The organism is Streptomyces sp. NPDC031049 (genome assembly GCF_055571015.1).
On the sequence record NZ_JBVIGC010000019.1, the window covers coordinates 47,977 to 69,850 of the forward strand.

Annotated in this window: 20 protein-coding genes; 16 read left to right on the forward strand and 4 right to left on the reverse strand. The window is 72.0% G+C overall.

Translation table 11 applies throughout. The annotated features are described in order from the left end of the window. Positions 1 to 89 precede the first annotated feature (89 nt). Positions 90 to 1,550 carry a cytosine permease gene (locus ACZ45Q_RS27590; RefSeq protein ID WP_468266142.1) on the reverse strand — a complete coding sequence of 487 codons (1,461 nt, stop codon included), beginning with the start codon at positions 1,548 to 1,550 and terminating at the stop codon, positions 90 to 92. Between the two features lie 174 nt (positions 1,551 to 1,724). Here ACZ45Q_RS27590 and ftsY point away from each other — a divergent pair, with 174 nt between their 5' ends. Further along, positions 1,725 to 2,933 (forward strand): signal recognition particle-docking protein FtsY, encoded by a 1,209-nt coding sequence (gene ftsY / locus ACZ45Q_RS27595; protein ID WP_468266144.1) that lies wholly within the window; start codon positions 1,725 to 1,727, stop codon positions 2,931 to 2,933. 302 nt (positions 2,934 to 3,235) lie between these two features. Here ftsY and ACZ45Q_RS27600 read toward each other — a convergent pair whose 3' ends face one another. Continuing rightward, positions 3,236 to 3,919 (reverse strand): bifunctional DNA primase/polymerase, encoded by a 684-nt coding sequence (locus ACZ45Q_RS27600; protein WP_468266146.1) that lies wholly within the window; start codon positions 3,917 to 3,919, stop codon positions 3,236 to 3,238. Positions 3,920 to 4,376: 457 nt separating this feature from the next. Here ACZ45Q_RS27600 and nsdA point away from each other — a divergent pair, with 457 nt between their 5' ends. From nsdA to ffh, 5 genes are all read left to right on the forward strand, one after another. Continuing rightward, positions 4,377 to 5,870 (forward strand): transcriptional repressor NsdA, encoded by a 1,494-nt coding sequence (nsdA, locus tag ACZ45Q_RS27605; RefSeq protein ID WP_468266148.1) that lies wholly within the window; start codon positions 4,377 to 4,379, stop codon positions 5,868 to 5,870. A 313-nt stretch (positions 5,871 to 6,183) separates the two neighbouring features. Further along, positions 6,184 to 7,461, forward strand: a complete 1,278-nt coding sequence (locus tag ACZ45Q_RS27610; protein ID WP_468266150.1) for an ammonium transporter — start codon at positions 6,184 to 6,186, stop codon at positions 7,459 to 7,461. After that, positions 7,458 to 7,796 (forward strand): P-II family nitrogen regulator, encoded by a 339-nt coding sequence (locus ACZ45Q_RS27615; RefSeq protein WP_019328769.1) that lies wholly within the window; start codon positions 7,458 to 7,460, stop codon positions 7,794 to 7,796. Before ACZ45Q_RS27610 ends, ACZ45Q_RS27615 begins: the two co-directional genes overlap by 4 nt. A gap of 26 nt (positions 7,797 to 7,822) precedes the next feature. Beyond that, the gene (locus ACZ45Q_RS27620) at positions 7,823 to 10,255 is read left to right on the forward strand and encodes a [protein-PII] uridylyltransferase (RefSeq protein WP_468266152.1); all 2,433 of its coding nucleotides are present in this window, start codon (positions 7,823 to 7,825) and stop codon (positions 10,253 to 10,255) included. Positions 10,256 to 10,445: 190 nt separating this feature from the next. Beyond that, a complete protein-coding gene (ffh, locus tag ACZ45Q_RS27625; RefSeq protein ID WP_468266154.1) occupies positions 10,446 to 11,996 on the forward strand; it encodes a signal recognition particle protein in 1,551 nt (516 codons plus the stop codon). Positions 11,997 to 12,082: 86 nt separating this feature from the next. Here the strand turns inward: ffh and ACZ45Q_RS27630 are convergent, their stop codons facing one another. Further along, positions 12,083 to 12,694 carry a hypothetical protein gene (locus tag ACZ45Q_RS27630; RefSeq protein ID WP_468266156.1) on the reverse strand — a complete coding sequence of 204 codons (612 nt, stop codon included), beginning with the start codon at positions 12,692 to 12,694 and terminating at the stop codon, positions 12,083 to 12,085. Between the two features lie 135 nt (positions 12,695 to 12,829). Then, positions 12,830 to 13,687, reverse strand: coding sequence for an SAM-dependent methyltransferase (locus ACZ45Q_RS27635; protein WP_468266158.1), 858 nt, complete (start codon positions 13,685 to 13,687; stop codon positions 12,830 to 12,832). Between the two features lie 212 nt (positions 13,688 to 13,899). Between ACZ45Q_RS27635 and proS the strand changes: the two genes are divergently transcribed. The 10 genes from proS (at position 13,900) to lepB (ACZ45Q_RS27685) (ending at position 21,819) form a co-directional block, all read left to right on the forward strand. Continuing rightward, positions 13,900 to 15,315, forward strand: coding sequence for a proline--tRNA ligase (gene proS / locus ACZ45Q_RS27640; protein ID WP_468266160.1), 1,416 nt, complete (start codon positions 13,900 to 13,902; stop codon positions 15,313 to 15,315). 261 nt (positions 15,316 to 15,576) lie between these two features. Further along, the gene (locus ACZ45Q_RS27645) at positions 15,577 to 16,173 is read left to right on the forward strand and encodes a hypothetical protein (protein WP_468266162.1); all 597 of its coding nucleotides are present in this window, start codon (positions 15,577 to 15,579) and stop codon (positions 16,171 to 16,173) included. Positions 16,174 to 16,412: 239 nt separating this feature from the next. After that, complete coding sequence (gene rpsP / locus ACZ45Q_RS27650; RefSeq protein WP_416524752.1) at positions 16,413 to 16,829, forward strand: 30S ribosomal protein S16; 417 nt, start codon at positions 16,413 to 16,415, stop codon at positions 16,827 to 16,829. A gap of 2 nt (positions 16,830 to 16,831) precedes the next feature. Further along, on the forward strand, positions 16,832 to 17,071 hold the full coding sequence (locus tag ACZ45Q_RS27655) for an RNA-binding protein (RefSeq protein WP_468266164.1): 240 nt from the start codon (positions 16,832 to 16,834) through the stop codon (positions 17,069 to 17,071). A gap of 138 nt (positions 17,072 to 17,209) precedes the next feature. After that, positions 17,210 to 17,755, forward strand: coding sequence for a ribosome maturation factor RimM (rimM, locus tag ACZ45Q_RS27660; protein ID WP_468266166.1), 546 nt, complete (start codon positions 17,210 to 17,212; stop codon positions 17,753 to 17,755). Beyond that, positions 17,756 to 18,589: a tRNA (guanosine(37)-N1)-methyltransferase TrmD gene (trmD, locus tag ACZ45Q_RS27665; RefSeq protein WP_468266168.1), complete on the forward strand. Its 834-nt coding sequence runs from the start codon at positions 17,756 to 17,758 to the stop codon at positions 18,587 to 18,589. A gap of 136 nt (positions 18,590 to 18,725) precedes the next feature. Further along, positions 18,726 to 19,076, forward strand: a complete 351-nt coding sequence (gene rplS / locus ACZ45Q_RS27670) for a 50S ribosomal protein L19 (RefSeq protein ID WP_093910095.1) — start codon at positions 18,726 to 18,728, stop codon at positions 19,074 to 19,076. 44 nt (positions 19,077 to 19,120) lie between these two features. After that, positions 19,121 to 19,837, forward strand: coding sequence for a signal peptidase I (gene lepB / locus ACZ45Q_RS27675; RefSeq protein ID WP_468266171.1), 717 nt, complete (start codon positions 19,121 to 19,123; stop codon positions 19,835 to 19,837). Then, positions 19,830 to 20,915, forward strand: a complete 1,086-nt coding sequence (gene lepB, locus ACZ45Q_RS27680) for a signal peptidase I (RefSeq protein ID WP_468266173.1) — start codon at positions 19,830 to 19,832, stop codon at positions 20,913 to 20,915. Before lepB (ACZ45Q_RS27675) ends, lepB (ACZ45Q_RS27680) begins: the two co-directional genes overlap by 8 nt. Then, positions 20,803 to 21,819: a signal peptidase I gene (gene lepB / locus ACZ45Q_RS27685; protein WP_468266175.1), complete on the forward strand. Its 1,017-nt coding sequence runs from the start codon at positions 20,803 to 20,805 to the stop codon at positions 21,817 to 21,819. Before lepB (ACZ45Q_RS27680) ends, lepB (ACZ45Q_RS27685) begins: the two co-directional genes overlap by 113 nt. The last annotated feature ends 55 nt before the right edge of the window (positions 21,820 to 21,874 follow it).

The following is a 21,874-nucleotide window of genomic DNA, read 5'->3' on the forward strand; positions in this document are numbered from 1 at the left end:
TCGACCGAGCCGGGGCAGTACGTCGTTGTGCGGCAGCCGGGGCAGGTTTCGTGGCAGCGGGGGCAGTACGTCTCGGCGGAGGGCGGCCGTCAGCCGGCCAGGGTCTCGGCCCGCCGGGCCGGCTCCGTCCGCGCGGCGGGCGTCGCCGGCACGGCCACGGGCGGCTTGGGCAGCACCGCGTACAGCACGCCGGAGATCACCACCGTGGCGACCCAGCCCAGGCCGTACTCGCCGATGACGTTGTTCGCGGCCAGCGGGCCGGTGAACCAGTCCGACGTGGTGAACATCAGGCCCGCCGCCAGGCCCACCGCCCAGGCGACGCACGCGGCGGGGGAGAAGCCGCCCTTGTACCAGTAGGCGCTGGTGCGCGTGGTGTCGGCCAGCGCCTCGCCGTCGTACTCCCGGCGGCGCAGCATGTCCGCGCCGAAGACGCCGACCCAGGCGGAGAAGGCCACCGCGAGCAGCGACAGGAAGGCGATGAAGGAGCCCATGAAGCTGGTCGCGACCAGCATCAGCACGCCGCCGAAGACCAGCGAGATCGCGGCGTTGACCGACACCGCCCAGTGGCGCGGCATCGTGAAGCCGAGGGTCTGCGCCGTGAAGCCCGCCGAGTACATCGACATCGAGTTGATCAGCAGCATGCCGATCAGCGCGATCAGCAGGTACGGCACCGCCAGCCAGGTCGGCAGGATCTCGCCGAGGAAGGAGACCGGGTCGGCGGCGGAGGCCAGGTCGGGCGTGGAGACGGCCATGACCATGCCCATGAGCACCATCGGCAGCACGACGACGCCGGCCCCGCCGACCGTCACGCCCACGATCCCCTTGGCGGAGGCCGTGCGCGGCAGGTACCGGGTGAAGTCCGGGGCGGACGGGATCCAGCTGACACCGCCCGCGGCGATCAGACCGACACCGGTGATCATCGCGGCCACCGACCCGGCGGACCGGTCGAAGACGGCCGACCAGTCGGTGTCGACGACCAGATAGCCGAGCACCAGCACGGAGAAGACGCCGAACAGGTAGGTGGCGTACTTGTTGCACTTCTGCACGGCGTTGATGCCCAGCCCGGAGATCGCGAAGGTCGCGACCACGAAGGCGAGCAGCGTCACCATGTCCAGCACGCCGTTGGCCCGGATGCCGAACACGATGTCCAGCACCGTGAGCAGCGCGTAGGCGCCGGTCACCGCGTTGATCGTCTCCCAGCCCCAGCGGGCGATCCAGATCAGCGAACCGGGCAGCAGATTGCCGCGCTGCCCGAACACCGCCCGGGACAGCGCCATGCCGGGCGCGCCGCCCCGCTTGCCCGCGATGCCGATCAGCCCCACCAGGCCGTACGACAGCACGGGCGCGGCGCCCGCGACCACGAGCGCCTGCCAGAAGTTGAGCTGGTACGCCACGACGAGGCTCGCGCCCATCGTCAGCAGCAGCACGCTGATGTTGGCGCCGACCCAGGTCGGGAACAGCTCCCGGACGCGGGCCGTGCGCTCGTCGTCGGGCACCTGCTCGATGCCGCGGGTCTCCAGTGCGCCTTCGGTCTCGGCGGTTCTGCTCATGTGGGGGGTCCGTGCCTCATGGGTGTGGAGAAAGGGCCATCGGGACTCTACGCGCGTTGATGCGCGGTTCTCCATCGTACTTTGATCCGACTGAGCCCCTACAGGGCCCTTTGTCCCTTGGAGGAAGCCACGAACGCGGTCGGTCAGGGACCCATGGCCGATACTGGACGGGTTATGGACATCGTCATCCTTGCTGTAGTCATCGCCGTGGTCGTGATCGGCGCGCTCGGCGGGCTGGTGGTGGGCAGTCGCCGCAAGAAGCAGGTGCCCCCGCCGCCGCCCGCAGCCCCCGACATCACGGCCCCTCCGGCCGAACCGCACGTCGGCGACGAGGCCGAGACGCCGCGCGACGAACCGCGCCGCACCATAGAGGAGGTCGACCTCCCCGACGGCGGGACCACCACCGTCGCGGAACCGCCCGTCGTCGAGGAGCTCGAGGTCCCCCAGCTGGAGGTCCCCGAGCCCACCGCCGGCCGTCTGGTCCGGCTCCGCGCCCGACTGTCCCGCTCGCAGAACGCGCTCGGCAAGGGCCTGCTCACCCTGCTCTCGCGCGAGCACCTGGACGAGGAGACCTGGGAGGAGATCGAGGACACGCTGCTCTCCGCCGACGTCGGTGTGCAGCCCACCCAGGAACTGGTCGAGCGGCTGCGCGAGCGCGTCCGCGTGCTCGGGACCCGCACCCCCGAGGAACTGCGCACGCTGCTGCGCGAAGAGCTGATCACGCTGGTCGGCGCCGACCTGGACCGCACGGTCAAGACCGAGCCCGAGACCAGCAAGCCCGGCATCGTGATGGTCGTCGGGGTCAACGGCACCGGCAAGACCACCACGACCGGCAAGCTCGCCCGGGTCCTGGTCGCCGACGGCCGCAGTGTCGTGCTGGGCGCAGCCGACACCTTCCGTGCCGCCGCCGCCGATCAGCTCCAGACCTGGGGCGAGCGGGTCGGCGCCCACACCGTGCGCGGCCCGGAGGGCGGCGACCCGGCCTCCGTCGCCTTCGACGCGGTCAAGGAGGGCAAGGAGATCGGTGCGGACGTCGTCCTCATCGACACCGCCGGGCGGCTGCACACCAAGACCGGGCTCATGGACGAGCTGGGCAAGGTGAAGCGGGTCGTGGAGAAGCACGCGCCGCTGGACGAGGTGCTGCTCGTGCTCGACGCCACCACCGGTCAGAACGGTCTGATCCAGGCCCGGGTCTTCGCGGAGGTCGTCGACATCACCGGCATCGTGCTGACCAAGCTGGACGGCACGGCCAAGGGCGGCATCGTGGTCGCCGTGCAGCGGGAGCTGGGTGTGCCGGTGAAGCTGGTCGGGCTCGGGGAGGGGGCCGACGATCTGGCGCCGTTCGAGCCGGAGGCGTTCGTGGACGCCCTCATCGGTGACTGAGCCTCCGGCGGTCCATGAGGAAGCGCCCGGGCCCTCCTTCTTGGGGGGACGGGCGCTTCTCTGTGCCGGGCGGGGCTTTCTTCGCCCCCGCCACCCCTACCCGTCCCGTCCTTCTGGGGGCTGCCGCCCCCAGACCCCCGCTTCGGCCTGAACGGCCTCGCCCTCAAACGCCGGACGGGCTGGTGAGTCAGCCTCTCCGGCGTTTGAGGAGCGGGGGTCCGGGGGCAGCGCCCCCGGGGATGGGACGGGTAGGGGCGGCGGGGGCGAGAACCGCTGGACGGCTCGGGGCCGGTGCTGCCGCGCTACACCCGGGACCGATGGGCCACGTACGCGAGCGTGCCCAGGAGCAGGCGGGCCTCCGGGGGCCTGGTCGCCGAGTCGAGGGCCGGCGGACGCAGCCAGCGCACCGGCCCCTCGCCACCCCGGTCGGACGGCGGAGCCGTGATGTACGCGCCCCGGCCGAGGCCGGCCAGATCCAGCGTGGCCGGCGTGTCCCAGCCCATGCGGTAGAGCAGCCGGGGCAGCTCGGCGGCGGCACCGGGGGCGACGAAGAAGTGGGCGCGGCCCTGCGGGGTCGCCGCGACCGGGCCGAGGGGCAGACCCATGCGCTCCAGCCGGGCCAGGGCCCGGCGCCCGGCGGACTCGGCGACCTCGATCACGTCGAAGGTCCGCCCGACCGGCAGCATGATGGAGGCGCCCGGCACCTCGGCCCACGCCCGGGTCACCTCGTCCAGCGTCGCCCCGGCGGGGACCTCCGGCGTGAACTCCAGCGGATGCGCGCCCGGCGCCCGGCACTCCCGCCGGCCGCACGAGCAGACGCCCGCGGCGGCCCGCGCACCCGGAGCCACGTCCCAGCCCCACAGTCCGGTGAACTCGGCGACGGTGGTGCAGTCCGACGAACGGCCGCGGCGACGCGCGCCGGCCCGGAGGTCGCGGATGCCCCGACTGCCGCCGATCGAGAAGCTGCTGCCGATCGTGAAGCCCATACCCCCTCCAACGGGTGCGACGCACCGGCGGTTACGCAGCGGACGCGCGGCGTGACTCTCTGTTTCCGACTCTCTTCCCCTCCCCAGCACCGCGCGGTTCAGACGGCGCCCGGAAGCACCTCGGGTTGCGTGGGCGGCGATGCACGCCCCAGGTGTGCACCGCTGCATCCACTCCCCGTTGGCCTATGTCAAGTGAATCGCGTGACGACCGGGGTGAGTTCATTCGAAGGGGTGGCGAATGGTGGCGATTCAGGGATCGCCATGGCTGGAGGGGTGATCGTAGGATTACTTTGTGTGCACGGCGCCTCGGGGCACATGCAAGCGTGGGTATGCCTGAGGCAACTCGGCTTTCCGTTCGAAGGGTGAGAAACGGCGGACGGAGGGCCCCGGCACCGGCATTCTGTTAGGGCCCGGCGCACTCGGCGACAGGCACTGATGCAGGGATGGGGGCGTTCCAGTGAGCGGCAACGGCGGTAGCGGGACGGGCGCCGGCAGCGCCACGCCGGCTGACAAGCGCCCCAATGAGCTGCTCACCTCCTGGTTCGTGCGCAGCGGCTGGTCAAAGGGCGAGCTGGCCCGCCAGGTCAACCGCCGTGCGCGCCGGCTCGGCGCCAACCACATCTCCACGGACACCTCCCGGGTGCGCCGCTGGCTGGACGGCGAGAACCCGCGCGAGCCGATCCCCCGGATCCTGTCCGAGCTGTTCTCCGAGCGCTTCGGCGTCGTCGTCTCCGTCGAGGACCTGGGCCTGCGCACCACCCGCCCCTCACCGTCCGCGACCGGCGTCGACCTGCCCTGGACGGGCCCGCAGACCGTGGCCCTGCTCAGCGAGTTCTCGCGCAGCGACCTGATGCTGGCGCGGCGCGGCTTCCTCGGGACCTCGCTGGCCCTCTCCGCGGGCCCGTCCCTCATCGAGCCCATGCAGCGCTGGCTCGTCCCCACCCCCCCGGCCCCGGGGCACGAACCGGAGCCGGCGCCCACCACCCGCGCGCGCGGCCGGCTGTCCAAGCCCGAGCTGGACCTGCTGGAGTCCACCACCGTGATGTTCCGGCGGTGGGACGCCCAGTGCGGCGGCGGGCTGCGCCGCAAGGCCGTCGTCGGCCAGCTGCACGAGGTCACCGACCTCCTCCAGGAGCCCCAGTCCGGGCCCACCCGCACCAAGCTGTTCAAGGTCGCCGCCGAGCTGGCCGAGCTGGCCGGCTGGATGTCGTACGACATCGGACTCCAGCCCACCGCGCAGAAGTACTTCGTCCTCGCCCTGCACGCCGCCAAGGAGGCCGGGGACCGGCCGCTCGGCTCGTACATCCTCTCCAGCATGAGCCGCCAGATGATCCACCTCGGCCGCCCCGAGGACGCCCTGGAGCTCATCCACCTCGCGCAGTACGGCAGCCGGGACTGCGCGAGCCCGCGCACCCAGTCGATGCTGTATGCGATGGAGGCCCGCGCCTACGCCAACATGGGCCAGCCCGGCCGGTGCAAGCGGGCCGTGCGGATGGCCGAGGACACCTTCGCCGAGGCCGACGAGTGGGACGAGCCGGACCCCGACTGGATCCGCTTCTTCTCCGAGGCCGAGCTCTACGGCGAGAACAGCCACTCCTTCCGCGACCTCGCCTACGTCGCCGGCCGCAGCCCCACCTACGCCTCCCTGGCCGAGCCGCTGATGCGCCGGGCCGTGGACCTGTTCGCCGACGACCGCGAGCACCAGCGGTCGTACGCACTGAACCTGATCGGCATGGCCACCGTGCACCTGCTGCGCCGCGAGCCCGAGCAGAGCACCTCACTCGTCACCGAGGCCATGGGCATCGCCAAGAAGGTCCGCTCCGAGCGGGTCAACACCCGCATCCGCAAGACGGTCGACACGGCCGTACGCGACTTCGGCGACCTCGCCGCGGTCGTGGACCTCACCGAGCGGCTCGCCGGGGAACTGCCCGAGACCGCCGAGGCGGTCTGACCGCCCCCCCCACAAGCCCCGGCCGCGGCCGGCCCTCCCGAACTGCCCGACTCGGCTCCCCCATGCCAGGTCATCGGAAGGCCGACCGCGGCCGGCCTGCGTGTGCAGGTTGCGCCACGATAACGATCGCGCGACCCGGCATCCGGCAGTTCACCGAGGCGTAACACACCCGGTGTCTTCGTCACGGCGGCGAAACAACGAGGGGCGTCCACCGAAACGGCGCTGCGCCAATCTCGTGGCGCATAACCGGCCCACCCCTCACCCGCTCAGGCGTCCCGCACGGGGCCGTATCAACGACGAGGAGATACCGGCATTGAACGGCACAGATACCGGATTCGTATTGATCAGTGCAGCGCTCGTCATGCTGATGACGCCTGGGCTGGCCCTGTTCTACGGCGGCATGGTGCGCTCCAAGAGCGTCCTCAACATGCTGATGATGTCCTTCATCTCGCTGGGCATCGTCAGCATCCTCTGGGTCCTCTACGGGCACTCCCTCGCCTTCAGCGGTGATTCCGGCGGCTTCATCGGCAATCTCGACATGGTCGGGCTCAAGGGCGTCGACGCCGACAGCGTGATGGAGAACTTCGCCGGCGAGAACATCTCGGTCTTCGCCTTCTCCCTCTTCCAGATGCTGTTCGCGGTCATCACCGCCGCCCTGATCAGCGGCGCACTCGCCGACCGCGTCAAGTTCGGCGCCTGGATGGTCTTCATCGCCCTGTGGGTCACCGTGGTCTACTTCCCGGTCGCCCACTGGGTCTGGGGCGGCGGCTGGCTCGCCGACCTCGACCCGGCCGTGATCGACTTCGCCGGTGGTACCGCGGTCCACATCAACGCGGGTGTGGCCGGACTCGCCGCCGTCCTCGTCGTCGGCAAGCGCATCGGCTTCAAGAAGGACCCGATGCGCCCGCACAACATGCCGCTGGTCCTGCTCGGCACCGCCCTGCTGTGGTTCGGGTGGTTCGGCTTCAACGCCGGCTCCGAACTCGGCGTCGACGGCACCACCGCCCAGATGGCCATCAACACCCAGGTGGCGACCGCCGCCGCCGTCATGGGCTGGCTGATCTACGAGCGCATCCGCCACGGCGCGTTCACCACGCTCGGCGCCTGCTCCGGTGCCGTGGCCGGCCTGGTGGCGATCACCCCCTCCGGCGGCAGCGTCAACGTCTTCGGCGCCCTGCTCATCGGTGTCGTCGCCGGCGCCGTCTGCTCCTGGGCCGTCAGCCTCAAGTACAAGCTGGGCTACGACGACTCCCTCGACGTCGTCGGCGTCCACCTGGTCGGCGGTGTCCTGGGCACCCTCATGGTCGGCTTCCTCGCGATCGGCGGCGTCGGCGGCTGGGACCAGTTCGTCTCGCAGGCCATCGGCGCCTTCGCGGTCATGGGCTACACCTTCGTGGTGACCCTGGTCCTCGCCTTCGCCCTCCAGAAGACCATCGGGTTCCGCGCCTCCGAGGAGGACGAGGTCGGCGGCATCGACCAGGCCGCCCACGCCGAGACCGCATACGACTTCAGCGGGGCCGGCGGCGGTGCCGCCCGCACCGCGGTCACCGCCCCCGCCGCCCAGGCCGAGAGCAAGAAGGTGGACGCATGAAGCTCATCACCGCCGTCGTCAAGCCGCACCGGCTCGACGAGATCAAGGAGGCCCTCCAGGCCTTCGGTGTCCACGGACTGACCGTGACCGAGGCCAGCGGCTACGGCCGCCAGCGCGGCCACACCGAGGTCTACCGCGGTGCCGAGTACACCGTCGACCTGGTGCCGAAGATCCGCATCGAGGTGCTGGTCGAGGACGACGACGCCGAACAGCTCATCGAAGTCGTCGTCAAGGCGGCCCGCACCGGCAAGATCGGTGACGGAAAAGTCTGGTCCGTCCCGGTCGACACGGCCGTACGGGTCCGCACCGGCGAGCGCGGCCCGGACGCGCTCTGACACCACCGACGAACAGGAGCCGCCGGGTGACGAGCACGGACGTGACGAACGAAGCAGAGGACTCGGGACCCGGCGGCTATGCGGCGGCCCGGCTGCGCCTCCTCACCGAGGGGGCGCGGTCCGGGCCGCCGCGCCGCGCCGCCCTCGCCGGACTGACCGACGCCTGGCTGGCCGGCCTCTTCGCCGCCGCGGCCGGCCCGCCGGGGGGCGTGTCCCTGGTCGCCGTCGGCGGCTACGGGCGAGGTGAGCTGTCCCCGCGCAGCGACCTCGACCTGCTCCTGCTGCACGACGGCACGGACGACAAGGCGGTCGCCGCCCTCGCCGACCGGCTCTGGTACCCGGTGTGGGACCTCGGCCTGGCCCTCGACCACTCCGTCCGCACCCCGGCGGAGGCGCGCAAGACCGCCGCGGACGACCTGAAGGTCCAGCTCGGCCTCCTCGACGCCCGCCACCTCGCCGGCGATCTCGGCCTGACCGCCGCCCTGCGCACCGCCGTCCTCGCCGACTGGCGCAACCAGGCCCCCAGACGCCTGCCCGAACTGAAGGAACTGTGCGCCGAGCGCGCCGCCCGCCAGGGCGAGCTGCAATACCTGCTGGAACCCGACCTCAAGGAGGCCCGCGGCGGCCTGCGCGACGCCACCGCCCTGCGCGCCGTCGCCGCCTCCTGGCTCGCCGACGCCCCGCGCGAGGGCCTCGCCGACGCCCGGCGCCGGCTGCTCGACGTCCGCGACGCCCTCCACCTGGCCACCGGCCGGGCCACCGACCGGCTCGCCCTCCAGGAGCAGGACCAGGTGGCCGCCGACCTCGGCCTGCTGGACGCCGACACGCTGCTGCGGCAGGTGTACGAGGCGGCCCGCGTCGTCTCCTACGCCGGCGACGTCACCTGGCGCGAGGTCGGACGCGTACTGCGGGCCCGGTCGGCGCGTCCGCGGCTGCGGGCCATCTGGGGCGGCGGCCGGCCCACGGCGGAGCGGTCGCCGCTCGCCGAGGGCGTCGTGGAACAGGACGGCGAGGTGGTGCTCGCCCGCACCGCCCGGCCCGAACGCGACCCCGTCCTCCCGCTGCGCGCCGCCGCTGCCGCCGCCCAGGCCGGGCTCCCGCTCTCGCTGCACGCCGTACGGCGCCTCGCCGGCACCGTGCGCCCGCTGCCCACCCCCTGGCCCGCCGAGGCCCGGGAACAGCTGGTGACCCTGCTGGGCTCCGGCGCGCCCACCGTCGAGGTGTGGGAGGCACTGGAGGCTGAGGGACTGGTCACCCGGCTGCTGCCGGACTGGGAACGGGTCCGCTGCCGTCCCCAGCGCAACGCCGTGCACGTGTGGACCGTCGACCGGCACCTCATCGAGACGGCCGTCCGGGCCTCCGCGTTCACCCGCCGGGTGCACCGGCCCGACCTGCTGCTCGTCGCCGCACTGCTGCACGACATCGGCAAGGGCTGGCCCGGCGACCACTCCGTGGCCGGTGAGACCATCGCCCGGGACGTCGCCGCCCGCATCGGCTTCGACCGCGCCGACGTCGACGTCGTGGCCACCCTCGTACGCCACCATCTGCTGCTCGTCGACACCGCCACCCGGCGCGACCTGGACGACCCCGCCACCGTGCGCGCGGTCGCCGACGCCGTCCGCACGCAGGGCACCCTGGAACTGCTGCACGCCCTCACCGAGGCGGACGCGCTGGCCACCGGGCCCGCGGCCTGGTCGTCCTGGCGCGGATCACTCGTCGCCGACCTGGTGAAACGCGTCTCGGCGGTGCTGTCCGGAGACCCCCCGCCGGCCCCCGCCACCGCCGCTCCCACCGCCGAGCAGGAACGGCTCGCCGTCGAAGCCCTCCGCACCGGCGGGCCGGTGCTGGCGCTGCGCACCCACACCGAGCGGCCCGCCGACGACCAGGAACCGCTGGGCGTCGAGCTGCTGATCGCCGTCCCCGACCAGCCCGGCGTGCTCCCCGCCGTCGCCGGGGTGCTGGCCGTGCACCGGCTGACCGTCCGCACGGCCGGACTGCGCGCCCTGCCGCTGCCCGACGGCATGGAGGGATCGGTGCTGCTGCTGGACTGGCGGGTCGCCGCCGAGTACGGCTCCCTGCCCCAGGCCGCCCGGCTGCGCTCCGACCTCGTCCGTGCCCTGGACGGCTCCCTCGACATCGCCGGCCGACTCGCCGAACGGGACGCCGCCTACCCGCGCCGCCGGGGCGTGGTGGCACCGCCGGCCCGCGTGACGGTCGCCCCGGCGGCCTCCCGGCACGCCACGGTCTTCGAGGTCCGCGCCCAGGACGCCCCCGGGCTGCTGTTCCGCATCGGGCGGGCACTGGAGCGGGCCGGGGTGCGCGTGCGCAGCGCCCACGTCTCGACGCTGGGAGCGAACGCCGTCGACGCCTTCTACGTCACCCGCGCGGGAGGCGATCCCCTGCCGGGGGAGGAGGCCGCGGCGGTGGCCGGGGCCCTGGAGGAGGCGCTGCGGGGGTGACCTCTCGGTCACCCGTGCGTTCACGGGTGCCTGCCGCTGTCCACCGCCGCGGGGCCGTACCGTCCTCGTCCGCTCTCGCTAGCGGGCGGGGACGATTTGCTCTCCAGAGCGGGCGGGGACGATTTGCTTGCGCGGCCCGATACCCTGGAGGACGACCCACACCACCGCCGACGCGAGGACCTACGCCGCCGTGTTCGATACTCTCTCCGATCGCTTGTCAGCCACCTTTAAGTCCCTCCGGGGTAAGGGCAGGCTGTCCGAAGCGGACATCGACGCCACGGCCCGCGAGATCCGCATCGCCCTCCTCGAGGCGGACGTGGCCCTGCCCGTCGTCCGGACGTTCATCAAGAACGTCAAGGAGCGTGCCCTCGGCGCCGAGGTCTCCAAGGCGCTGAACCCCGCGCAGCAGGTCCTGAAGATCGTCAACGAGGAACTGATCACCATCCTCGGCGGCGAGACCCGGCGGCTGCGCTTCGCCAAGCAGCCCCCGACCGTGATCATGCTGGCCGGCCTCCAGGGCGCCGGCAAGACCACCCTCGCGGGCAAGCTCGGCAAGTGGCTCAAGGACCAGGGCCACTCGCCGGTGCTGGTCGCCGCCGACCTCCAGCGCCCCAACGCCGTGAACCAGCTCAGCGTCGTCGCCGAGCGCGCCGGCGTGGCGGTCTACGCCCCCGAGCCGGGCAACGGCGTCGGTGACCCGGTCAAGGTCGCCAAGGACTCCATCGAGCACGCCAAGGCCAAGGTCCACGACATCGTGATCGTGGACACCGCGGGCCGTCTGGGCATCGACCAGGAGATGATGCAGCAGGCCGCGGACATCCGGGACGCGGTCTCGCCCGACGAGATCCTCTTCGTCGTCGACGCGATGATCGGTCAGGACGCGGTCAACACCGCCGAGGCGTTCCGCGACGGCGTCGGCTTCGACGGCGTGGTGCTGTCCAAGCTCGACGGTGACGCCCGCGGTGGTGCGGCCCTGTCGATCCGCCAGGTCACCGGCAAGCCGATCATGTTCGCGTCGGCCGGTGAGAAGCTCGACGACTTCGACGCCTTCCACCCGGACCGGATGGCCTCCCGCATCCTCGACATGGGTGACCTGCTCACCCTGATCGAGCAGGCGGAAAAGACGTTCAGCCAGGAAGAGGCCGAGAAGATGGCCTCCAAGCTGGCGTCGAAGAAGGGCCAGGACTTCACCCTGGACGACTTCCTGGCCCAGATGGAGCAGGTCAGGAAGATGGGCTCCATCTCCAAGCTGCTCGGCATGCTGCCCGGCATGGGCCAGATCAAGGACCAGATCAACAACCTGGACGAGCGGGACGTCGACCGCACGGCCGCGATCATCAAGTCGATGACCCCGGGCGAGCGCCAGGACCCGACGATCATCAACGGCTCCCGCCGGGCCCGTATCGCCAAGGGTTCCGGTGTCGATGTCAGCGCGGTCAAGGGCCTGGTCGAGCGGTTCTTCGAGGCCCGGAAGATGATGTCCCGCATGGCCCAGGGCGGCGGTATGCCCGGCATGCCGGGGATGCCGGGCATGGGGGGCGGCCCCGGCCGGCAGAAGAAGCAGCAGAAGAAGGCCAAGGGCAAGCAGCGCTCCGGCAACCCGATGAAGCGCAAGCAGCAGGAGCAGGACGAGGCCGCCCGGCGGGCCGCCGCCGCGCAGGGCGGCGGCGCGTTCAACCTGCCGCAGCAGGGCGGCAAGGACTTCGAGCTGCCGGACGAGTTCAAGAAGTTCATGGGCTGACGGCCCTGCCGGTACGACAATCGGGGGCGCCCCTCGCCGAGCGGCGAGGGGCGCCCCCGATGACGTGGGAGCGCTTGCGCGGCCGGTCAGGACCTCGCGAACGTCCAGATGTGCGGCTCGCCGCCCTCCTGCGACCAGTGCACCTCGATGCTCCGCGCGTCGGCGGGAACGAGGTACGTCTCGCAGAAGACGTGGCTCTCGCCCCGCTTCCAGCTCTTGACCTCGTAGGGGTCCTCGCAGCCCGGTGCGTCCTCGGCGGCGCCGACGAGAACCGCGCCGGGCCGTCCGTCGGCGAAGACCGCGGTGCCGGCCCGCACCCCGGAGCCGTCGGTGAGGGCCGGCCCGCCCCGGTGGGTGTACCGCACGTGTGCGACGGCGGGCACCTTGCCCTCGGCGTCCGCGGGGTCCGCCACGGCCTTCGCGGCCTCCGCCTCGGTGCCGACGTCGACCTTCTCCGCGACGACCGCGTAGCGGACCTCGCCGGGTGCCTCGGCGACCGTGCCCGTCGCGCTCTCGCCGTCGGCCCGCACACCGCCGGAGGCGGCCGGACCGGACGGCGAGGCCGCGGCCCGTGCGCCGGCCGTGCTCCCGGCGCCCTTGCCGTCGGCGGAGTCCTCGCCGCCCCCGCACGCGGTCAGGGCCAGGGCGAGGACGGCGACGGGCGTGGCGAGACGCCGGGCGGTCTTGCGGTGCGGCACAACGGCTCCTGTACGCAGAGGTGTTCGATCCCCGCAGGGGGGATCAGATTAGGCGCCCCGGCCCGCCGGGGGAACCGGCGCCCCACGCCGGCCTCTGCCGCCCACCCGCGCGCGTCCGCGCGGACGCGATGCTCCTCAGGGAGTGCGGGCGATCAGGTAGCGGAACACGGTCGGCATCCACACCGTCCCGTCCGGCCGCTGATGCGGATGGAGGGCCTCCGTCAGCTCCTTGTCCACCTGCTCCCCGTCCGTCGCCGCGATCGCCGCGTCGAACAGTCCCGTCGACAGCAGCCCGCGCACCGCGCTGTCGACGTCGGCGTAGCCGAAGGGGCACGCCACCCGGCCCGAGCCGTCCGGCCGCAGACCGGCCCGCTGGGCGACCTCCTCCAGGTCGTCGCGGAGCGCGGGGCGCCAGCTGCCGGCGCTGCGCAGCGGGTCCGCCAGCTTGGTGGCCACCCGCAGCACGGACGTCGTCGCGCACCGCTCCGGCGGGCCCCAGCCGGCCAGCACCACCGGCGCCCCGCGCTCGGCCAGCGGCGTCGCCTGGGCGAGCAACTCGCCCAGCCCCTCCGAGTCGCCCGCCAGACACCCGATGGGCTCGAAGGCGGTCACCACCGTGAACGCCGGGGCCTGCGGGTCGGCCGCGTCGCGCGGGGAGCCCTCCACGACCCTGCTGCCGGCGCGCGGGTCGGTGTCCCACGCGGGCGGGGTCAGCCGCTCCCGCGCCAGGGCCAGGCGTTCCGGGCCGCCGGTGTCGACACCGGTGACCTCGGCGCCCCGTGAGGCGGCCATCAGCAGGGCCAGCCCGGAGCCGCAGCCCAGCCCCAGCAGCCGGGTGCCGGAGCCCACGTCGAGTCGCTCGTAGACGGCCTCGTAGAGCGGTACGAGCATCCGCTCCTGTATCTCGGACCAGTCACGCGCGCGTGCACGCAGGTCCACGCGGGGCGCCGCCCCGGCGTGAGTGGCGTGCTGCCGCACGAGCACAGGTGTCATAGGAAAGCGCCCCAATCGACGAGAGTTCTCGCAAGTTGTTGCCGTTGTGCCCGAGTTCCGTGGCCCCCGTGCGTCTCGCTCGCACTCCCCCCGTATGCCAGGAAACTCCGGGCTCGCCGTGCCGTCCAGTGGTAGCGGGGGCCGGTTTGCCCGATCCCCGGCCACATGGCGAGATTTCACATTCCGGCAACCTGGGCCCGTACCATCGCGCCATGGCCAAGGCACCCGTGCTCACGCCCAGGGCGGACGACTTCCCGCGCTGGTACCAGGACCTGATCGGCAAGGCCGAACTGGCCGACAACGGGCCGGTGCGCGGCACCATGGTCATCCGCCCGTACGGGTACGCGCTGTGGGAGCGCATGCAGCAGGAGCTGGACGCCCGGATCAAGGCCGCCGGCGCCGACAACGCCTACTTCCCGCTGTTCATCCCGCAGGGCCATCTGACCCGGGAGGCCGAGCACGTCGAGGGCTTCGCGCCCGAGCTGGCCGTCGTCACGCACGGCGGGGGCAAGCAGCTGGAGGAGCCGGTCGTGGTCCGGCCCACCTCGGAGACGATCGTCAACGAGTACTTCGCCAAGTGGGTGCAGAGCTACCGCGACCTGCCCCTGCTGATCAACCAGTGGGCGAACGTGGTGCGCTGGGAGATGCGCCCCCGCGTCTTCCTCCGGACGAGTGAATTCCTCTGGCAGGAGGGCCACACCGCCCACGCCACCTACGAGGACGCCCGGGACTACGCCGCGTACATCCACCGGGAGGTGTACGCCGACTTCATGGTGAACGTCCTCGGCATCGACGTCGTGCCCGGCCGCAAGACCGCGAGCGAGCGGTTCGCCGGCGCGGTCAACACCCTCACGCTGGAGGGGATGATGGGCGACGGCAAGGCGCTCCAGATGGGCACCAGCCACGAGCTGGGCCAGAACTTCGCCAAGGCGTTCGACACCCGGTACCTGTCGAAGGACGGGCGCGAGGAGTACGTCTGGCAGACCTCCTGGGGGTCCTCCACGCGCATGGTGGGTGGCCTGATCATGTCGCACGGTGATGACAGCGGGTTGCGGGTGCCGCCCCGGCTGGCCCCCGTCCAGGTGGTCGTCCTCGCGGTCAAGGGCGAGGAGGCGGTTCTGGCCAAGGTCCGCGAGCTCGGCGACCGGCTGACGGCGGCGGGCCTGCGCGTGCGGGTCGACGACCGCACCGACACCCCCTTCGGGCGCCGCGCGGTCGACTGGGAGCTCAAGGGCGTGCCCGTACGCGTCGAGCTGGGCCCCCGTGACCTTCAGGGCGGCACGGCCACGCTGGTGCGGCGCATCCCCGGGGGCAAGCAGCCGGTGCCCCTGGAGGCGCTCACCGAGCTGCTGCCCACCGTCCTGGAGGAGGACCAGGCGCTGCTGCTGCGCCAGTCCCGTGAACGGCGGGAGGCGCTCACCTCGGACGTGTCCTCGGCCGAGGAGGCGGTCGAGGCCGCCGCGGCGGGCGGCTGGGCCCGCCTGCCCTGGGCGGTGCTCGGCGAGGAAGGCGAGGCCAGGCTGGCCGAGCACGCGGTGACCGTACGGTGTCTGGTCGCCGAGGACGGGTCGGTGCCGGACGCCGACGACGCACCCGGTAACGTCGCCGTCGTCGCGCGCGCTTACTAGAGCGGGGCCCTTCCGCGGCGGACGCGGCCGAAACGCCTCTTGCGCACCGGCCGCCCACCCCCACACCGGCGCGCGTAGGCGGCCTACGCGCGGGCGCGTACGGTGAACTACGCACCACCTTGGTACGAGCTGCGAGGCTTCTCCGCAGATCAGCGCACCCGCCCTCGTCGGGACGCATCAACGAAAACTGACGGGTACGAGCAAATTATTTGGGATGCCCCGGAATAGGAACACAGCGGCACCCCGGCTCGTTGTCATTACGTGAGCACGACACCACCTGTTCTCGCCGCAGAGCTGGCGCAGGCGTGGGCCGACATTCAGCGGCACCACCCCGAGCTGCCCGATCTTGCCGCGCCCGAGTCCCTGATCGGAGAGTCGTCGTCCGCCTGCGGGCACGAGCTCTCCTTCGAGCGACTGCTCCATGAGGCAGTCCACGGCATCGCCGCAGCGCGCGGAGTCCGCGACACCTCCCGCGCCGGCCGCTACCACAACCGACGGTTCCTCGCGATCGCCGAGGAGCTGGGCCTGGACCATCCCGAGGAGCCGCACCCGAGCAGCGGTTTCTCCCTGGTCACGCTCAGCCCCGAGGCGAAGCGCCGCTACCGCCCCACGATCGAACGCCTCCAGCGCGCCCTGAAGGCCCACACCGCCGCCACGGAGACGGACTCGGCCCGCACCTTCCGCGGTCCGGCCGCCCGGCACGGCTCCTCCGGCGGCGGGGTGCGCGTGAAGGCCGTCTGCGACTGCGGCCGCAACGTACGGGTCGTCCCGTCCGTCCTGGCCCAGGCCCCGATCGTGTGCGGCGGCTGCGGCAAGCCGTTCCGCATCCCGGAGGTGGTCGGCGCGGCGGCGGGCTGACGAGCGACCGGCATCTCGTGGCTGCCGGTCGCGCTCCCGGTCGCGTGCCCGGGGGTGGCCCCCGCCGCCCCCGGGCGGAGGCCACCCGTGGGGTATGGCACAATGGCTAGCTGTACTCGACAGCCGCACAGGACCCCTCTCTCCTCCGGCTGACGCGTCCATCGGGCACTCGGGTACCGCAACCCCACGCGGCTCTCTCGCCGTGCCCAACCACGTCAAATCCAGGAGAACCCACTCCCGTGGCAGTCAAGATCAAGCTGAAGCGTCTGGGCAAGATCCGTTCGCCTCACTACCGCATCGTCGTCGCCGACTCCCGTACCCGCCGTGACGGCCGGGCCATCGAGGAGATCGGCAAGTACCACCCGACGTACAACCCGTCGGTGATGGAGGTCGACTCCGAGCGGGTGGCGTACTGGCTCTCCGTCGGCGCCCAGCCGACCGAGCCCGTGCTCGCCATCCTGAAGAAGACCGGCGACTGGCAGAAGTTCAAGGGCGAGCCCGCCCCGGCGCCGCTGCTGCAGCCGGCCGAGAAGCCGGCCCGTCCGTCCTTCGAGGCGCTCGGCGGCGACGACGAGGGCAAGGGTGAGGCGATCACCCAGAAGAAGAAGGCTGAGAAGAAGGACGAGGCCGCGGCCGAGTCCGGCGCCGAGGCCTGAGCATGCTCGAGGAGGCTCTCGAGCACCTCGTGAAGGGCATCGTCGACAACCCTGACGATGTGCAGGTCGCCTCGCGCAACCTGCGCCGCGGACGCGTGCTCGAGGTCCGGGTCCACCCGGAGGACCTCGGCAAGGTGATCGGCCGCAACGGCCGCACCGCGCGCGCACTGCGCACCGTCGTGGGCGCCATCGGCGGTCGCGGTGTCCGCGTCGACCTGGTCGACGTGGACGACGTCCGCTGACGCTTCGCAACACACCGGCTCGGGCCGGGGAGGGCCGTGACGGCCGTCCCCGGCCCGACGTCGTGGAGCAGCCCGTACGAGTCGTGGAGCCGGTCGCAGGAGTCGCAGAGCCGGTCGTATGACAGGAGATCAAGCACAGTGCAGCTGGTAGTCGCTCGCGTCGGCCGCGCCCATGGCATCAAGGGCGAGGTCACCGTCGAAGTGCGCACCGACGAGCCGGAGCTGCGGCTCGCGCCCGGTGCCGTCCTGGCCACGGACCCGGCCGAGGCCGGCCCGCTGACCATCGAGACCGGCCGCGTCCACAGCGGCCGTCTCCTGCTGCGCTTCGAGGGCGTGCGCGACCGCACCGCCGCCGAGGCGCTGCGCAACACCCTCCTGATCGCCGAGGTCGACCCCGACGAGCTGCCCGAGGAGGAGGACGAGTACTACGACCACCAGCTGATCGACCTCGATGTGGTCCTCACCGACGGCACACAGGTGGGCCGGATCACCGAGATCTCCCACCTGCCCACGCAGGACCTGTTCGTCGTGGAGCGCGCCGACGGCAGCGAGGTCTACGTGCCGTTCGTGGCGGAGATCGTCACCGAGATCGACCTGGAGGAGCAGCGGGCGGTCATCGACCCGCCGCCGGGACTGATCGACGACCGTGCCGAGATCGCCTCGTCCCGCGAGGAAGAGGCGTAGATGCGGCTCGACGTCGTCACGATCTTCCCCGAGTACCTGGAACCGCTGAACGTCTCGCTGGTCGGCAAGGCACGCGCGCGTGGACAGCTCGACGTGCACGTCCACGACCTGCGGTCCTGGACCTACGACCGGCACAACACCGTCGACGACACTCCGTACGGCGGCGGCCCCGGCATGGTCATGAAGACCGAGCCGTGGGGCGACGCCCTCGACGCCGTCCTGGCCGACGGCTACGAGACGGGCTCCGGCGAGCCCGCGCTCATCGTGCCCACGCCCAGCGGCCGGCCGTTCACCCAGGAACTCGCCGTCCACCTCTCCGAGCGACCCTGGCTGATCTTCACCCCGGCCCGCTACGAGGGCATCGACCGCCGCGTCATCGACGAGTACGCCGGCCGCATGCCCGTCCACGAGGTGTCCATCGGCGACTACGTCCTCGCCGGCGGCGAGGCGGCCGTCCTCGTCGTCACCGAGGCCGTGGCGCGGCTGCTGCCCGGCGTGCTCGGCAACGCCGAGTCGCACCGGGACGACTCCTTCGCCCCCGGCGCCATGGCGAACCTCCTGGAGGGGCCCGTCTACACCAAGCCGCCCCAGTGGCGTGGCCGCGGCATCCCGGACGTGCTGCTCAGCGGCCACCACGGGAAGATCGCCCGCTGGCGCCGGGACGAGGCGCTGAAGCGGACGACCGCCCACCGCCCCGACCTGATCGAGCGGTGCGATCCCAAGGCCTTCGACAAGAAGGACCGCGAGATGCTCTCCATCCTGGGCTGGGCACCGGACCCGGCGGGGGAGCCGTACGGCCGATTTTGGCGCAGGACCGACGACGTGGAACAATAGGCCGCTGTTGTGCGTCCGTCCGGCGTGCGCCCCTGCCACAGGGGGACACGACGCCCGCCCCGACGCGCGCGACCCCGATCCCGAAACACCGAGATTCCGTTGATGACCTGTGGCATCAGCGAGGAAAGCAGACGAAATGTCTCACCTGCTCGACACCGTCGACGCCGCGTCGCTGCGCAGCGACGTCCCCGCCTTCCGCCCGGGCGACACGGTCAACGTGCACGTCCGCGTCATCGAGGGCAACCGCTCCCGTGTGCAGCAGTTCAAGGGCGTCGTGATCCGCCGCCAGGGTGCCGGCGTGCGCGAGACCTTCACGGTCCGCAAGGTCTCCTTCTCCGTCGGCGTCGAGCGCACCTTCCCGGTGCACACCCCGATCGTGGAGAAGATCGAGCTCGTCACCAAGGGTGACGTCCGCCGCGCCAAGCTGTACTACCTGCGCGAGCTGCGCGGCAAGGCCGCGAAGATCAAGGAGAAGCGCGAGAACTGAGCGCTCTCCGGCGCGTCCCCGGGGCCGGATAGCATCTGGCCCCGATGGACACCGCAGCACAGCAGACGGAGCGCGACCGCTCCCCCCGCCCTTCCGCACCCGAGGAGCCCTCGGGCCCGGAGGAACGGGAGGGACGGTCGCGTTTCGCGTTGGCGGACGGCCTCGCCGAGTGGGTGCCGGGCGGGCGGATCACCCTGGGCCTGCTGGTCCTCCTGCTGTTCCTGCTGCTGCTCTCCACGTTCGTGCTGAAGCCGTTCCGGATTCCCAGCGGCTCCATGGAGCCCGGATTGAGGATCGGCGACCGCGTTCTCGTAAACAAGGTGGCGTACCGTTTCGGTGACCGGCCGCGGCGGGGCGACGTCGTGGTGTTCGACGGCACCGGGTACTTCGGGCACGGCGACTACATCAAACGCGTTGTCGGTGTGGGCGGCGACCATGTGGTCTGCTGCGACAAGGAGGGGAGGGTCCGGGTGAACGGCCGGCCGGTCGACGAGTCGACCATCCTGTACCCCGGCGACCGTCCCTCCACGGTGCGTTTCGACGTCGTGGTGCCCGACGGCAGGCTCTTCGTCCTCGGCGACCACCGCGGCGACTCCAGCGACTCGCGCGACCGCCTGGGCTCGCCCGGCGGCGGCATGATCCCCGAGGACAGGGTGATCGGCCGCGCCGACTGGATCGTCTGGCCCTTCGGCCACGCCACGGAGCTCGACCGTCCCGGTGCCTACGCGCGCGTGCCCGAGGCGGAGGGCGCCGATGGGTAACCGCGGCAAGCCCCGCGGAGCCCCCAGCAGCCCCGCGGAGAACCTGCTGCCCACCGGCACCCGGCGCGCGGGCGGCCCGGCGGGCGGCCGTACCCGCGCGGAGCGGCGCAAGCTGCAACGCAAGGTCAAACGACGCCGCAGGCGCAGCGCGGTCAAGGAGATACCGCTCCTGGTCGGCGTCGCCGTCCTGATAGCGCTCGTCCTGAAGACCTTCCTCGTCCAGGCGTTCGTCATCCCGTCGGGCTCGATGGAGCAGACGATCCAGATCGGCGACCGCGTCCTGGTCGACAAGCTCACCCCGTGGTTCGGTTCGCAGCCGCAGCGCGGCGATGTCGTCGTCTTCCGGGACCCCGGCGGCTGGCTCCAGGAGGAGCAGACCCCCACCAAGGACGACCCGGTCGTCGTCAAGCAGATCAAACAGGGCCTGGCCTTCATCGGCCTGCTGCCCTCCGACGACGAGAAGGACCTGATCAAGCGGGTCGTCGGCGTCGGCGGCGACCGCGTCAAGTGCTGCGACGCGCAGGGCCGGGTGACCGTCAACGGAGTCCCGCTGCGAGAGGACTACCTGTATCCCGGCGACGTGCCGTCCAAGGACGCCTTCGACGTGACCGTCCCCGAGGGGCGGCTGTGGGTCATGGGCGACCACCGTTCCAACTCCGCCGACTCCCGGACCCACCAGGAGACCGACTCCGGCACGGTCTCCGAGGACGAGGTGGTGGGCCGGGCCATGGTCATCGCCTGGCCGTTCGACCACTGGGCCACGCTGGAGGAGCCGGAAGCCTATGCCTCGGTGACCGACGCGGGTGCCGGGTCGACCACTGCCGCCACCGCGTCGCATAGGGTTGCCCCCTACGATGCGAACGAGATGGTCCAGCTCCCGACCCCTGCGGAACTCCCGCTCGTTATGGGAGTGGTGGGCCTGCGCCGCGGATGGCGCAGGCGGCGGTACGGAGTGAGGAGTTGGCGTGGGGGATGTGGCGGTTGGCGCACGGTCCGGACACGGAGGCGAGGAGGACCGCGGACGCCCCGTGGACGCGGCCGACCCTGCCACGGACGGCGCCCCTACCTCAGGGAATGACCCCGCGGCGATCGAGGACAGCGCGGTGACGGACGGTCGGTACGGCAACGGCGGCAGCGGCGACGAGGGCGTCGGCGGCGACGGACGGGGCGGTACGCCGCCGCCTCCCGGGAAGCCGGCGAAGCAACGCTCCTTCTGGAAGGAGCTGCCCATCCTGATCGGCATCGCGCTGGTGCTGGCGCTGCTGATCAAGACGTTCCTGGTGCAGGCGTTCTCGATCCCGTCGGCCTCGATGCAGAACACCCTCACCGAGGGTGACCGGGTCCTCGTCGACAAGCTGACGCCGTGGTTCGGCTCCGAGCCCGAGCGCGGTGAGGTCGTGGTCTTCCACGACCCCGACAACTGGCTGGCAGGCGAGCCCACCCAGGAGCCGAACCCCCTTCAGACGTTCCTCAGCTGGATCGGCCTGATGCCGTCCGTGGAGGAGAAGGACCTGATCAAGCGGGTCATCGGCGTCGGCGGCGACACCGTCGAATGCCGGGGCACCGGCCCCTTGAAAGTCAACGGCAAGGCGCTGAACGAGCCGTACGTCTACCCCGGCAACACGCCGTGCAGCATGGACGAACAGGGCGGCCAGTTCAAGGTGACGGTCCCCGAGGGACACATCTGGGTCATGGGTGACCACCGGCAGAACAGCCGTGACTCCCGCTACAACACCTCCGACAAGCACCAGGGCATGGTGCCGGTCAAGGAGGTCATCGGACGGGCCATCGTCGTCGCCTGGCCGATCAACCACTGGGCCACCCTTCCGGTGCCCGAGACCTTCGACCAGGTCGGGCTCAACGACCAGGCCGCGGCGGCCCGCGTCCTGTCGGTCGCGCCCCAGGGAGCCGCGCTCGCCGCGGCCGTGCCGCTGGTGCTGTGGCGCCGCAGGCGGATCGAGGCGGCGACCCAGAGCCGCTGAGCGGCTCTCCGCGGGTCGGCTGCGCCGTGCGTACCGCCGCGCGACGGGGCTGACC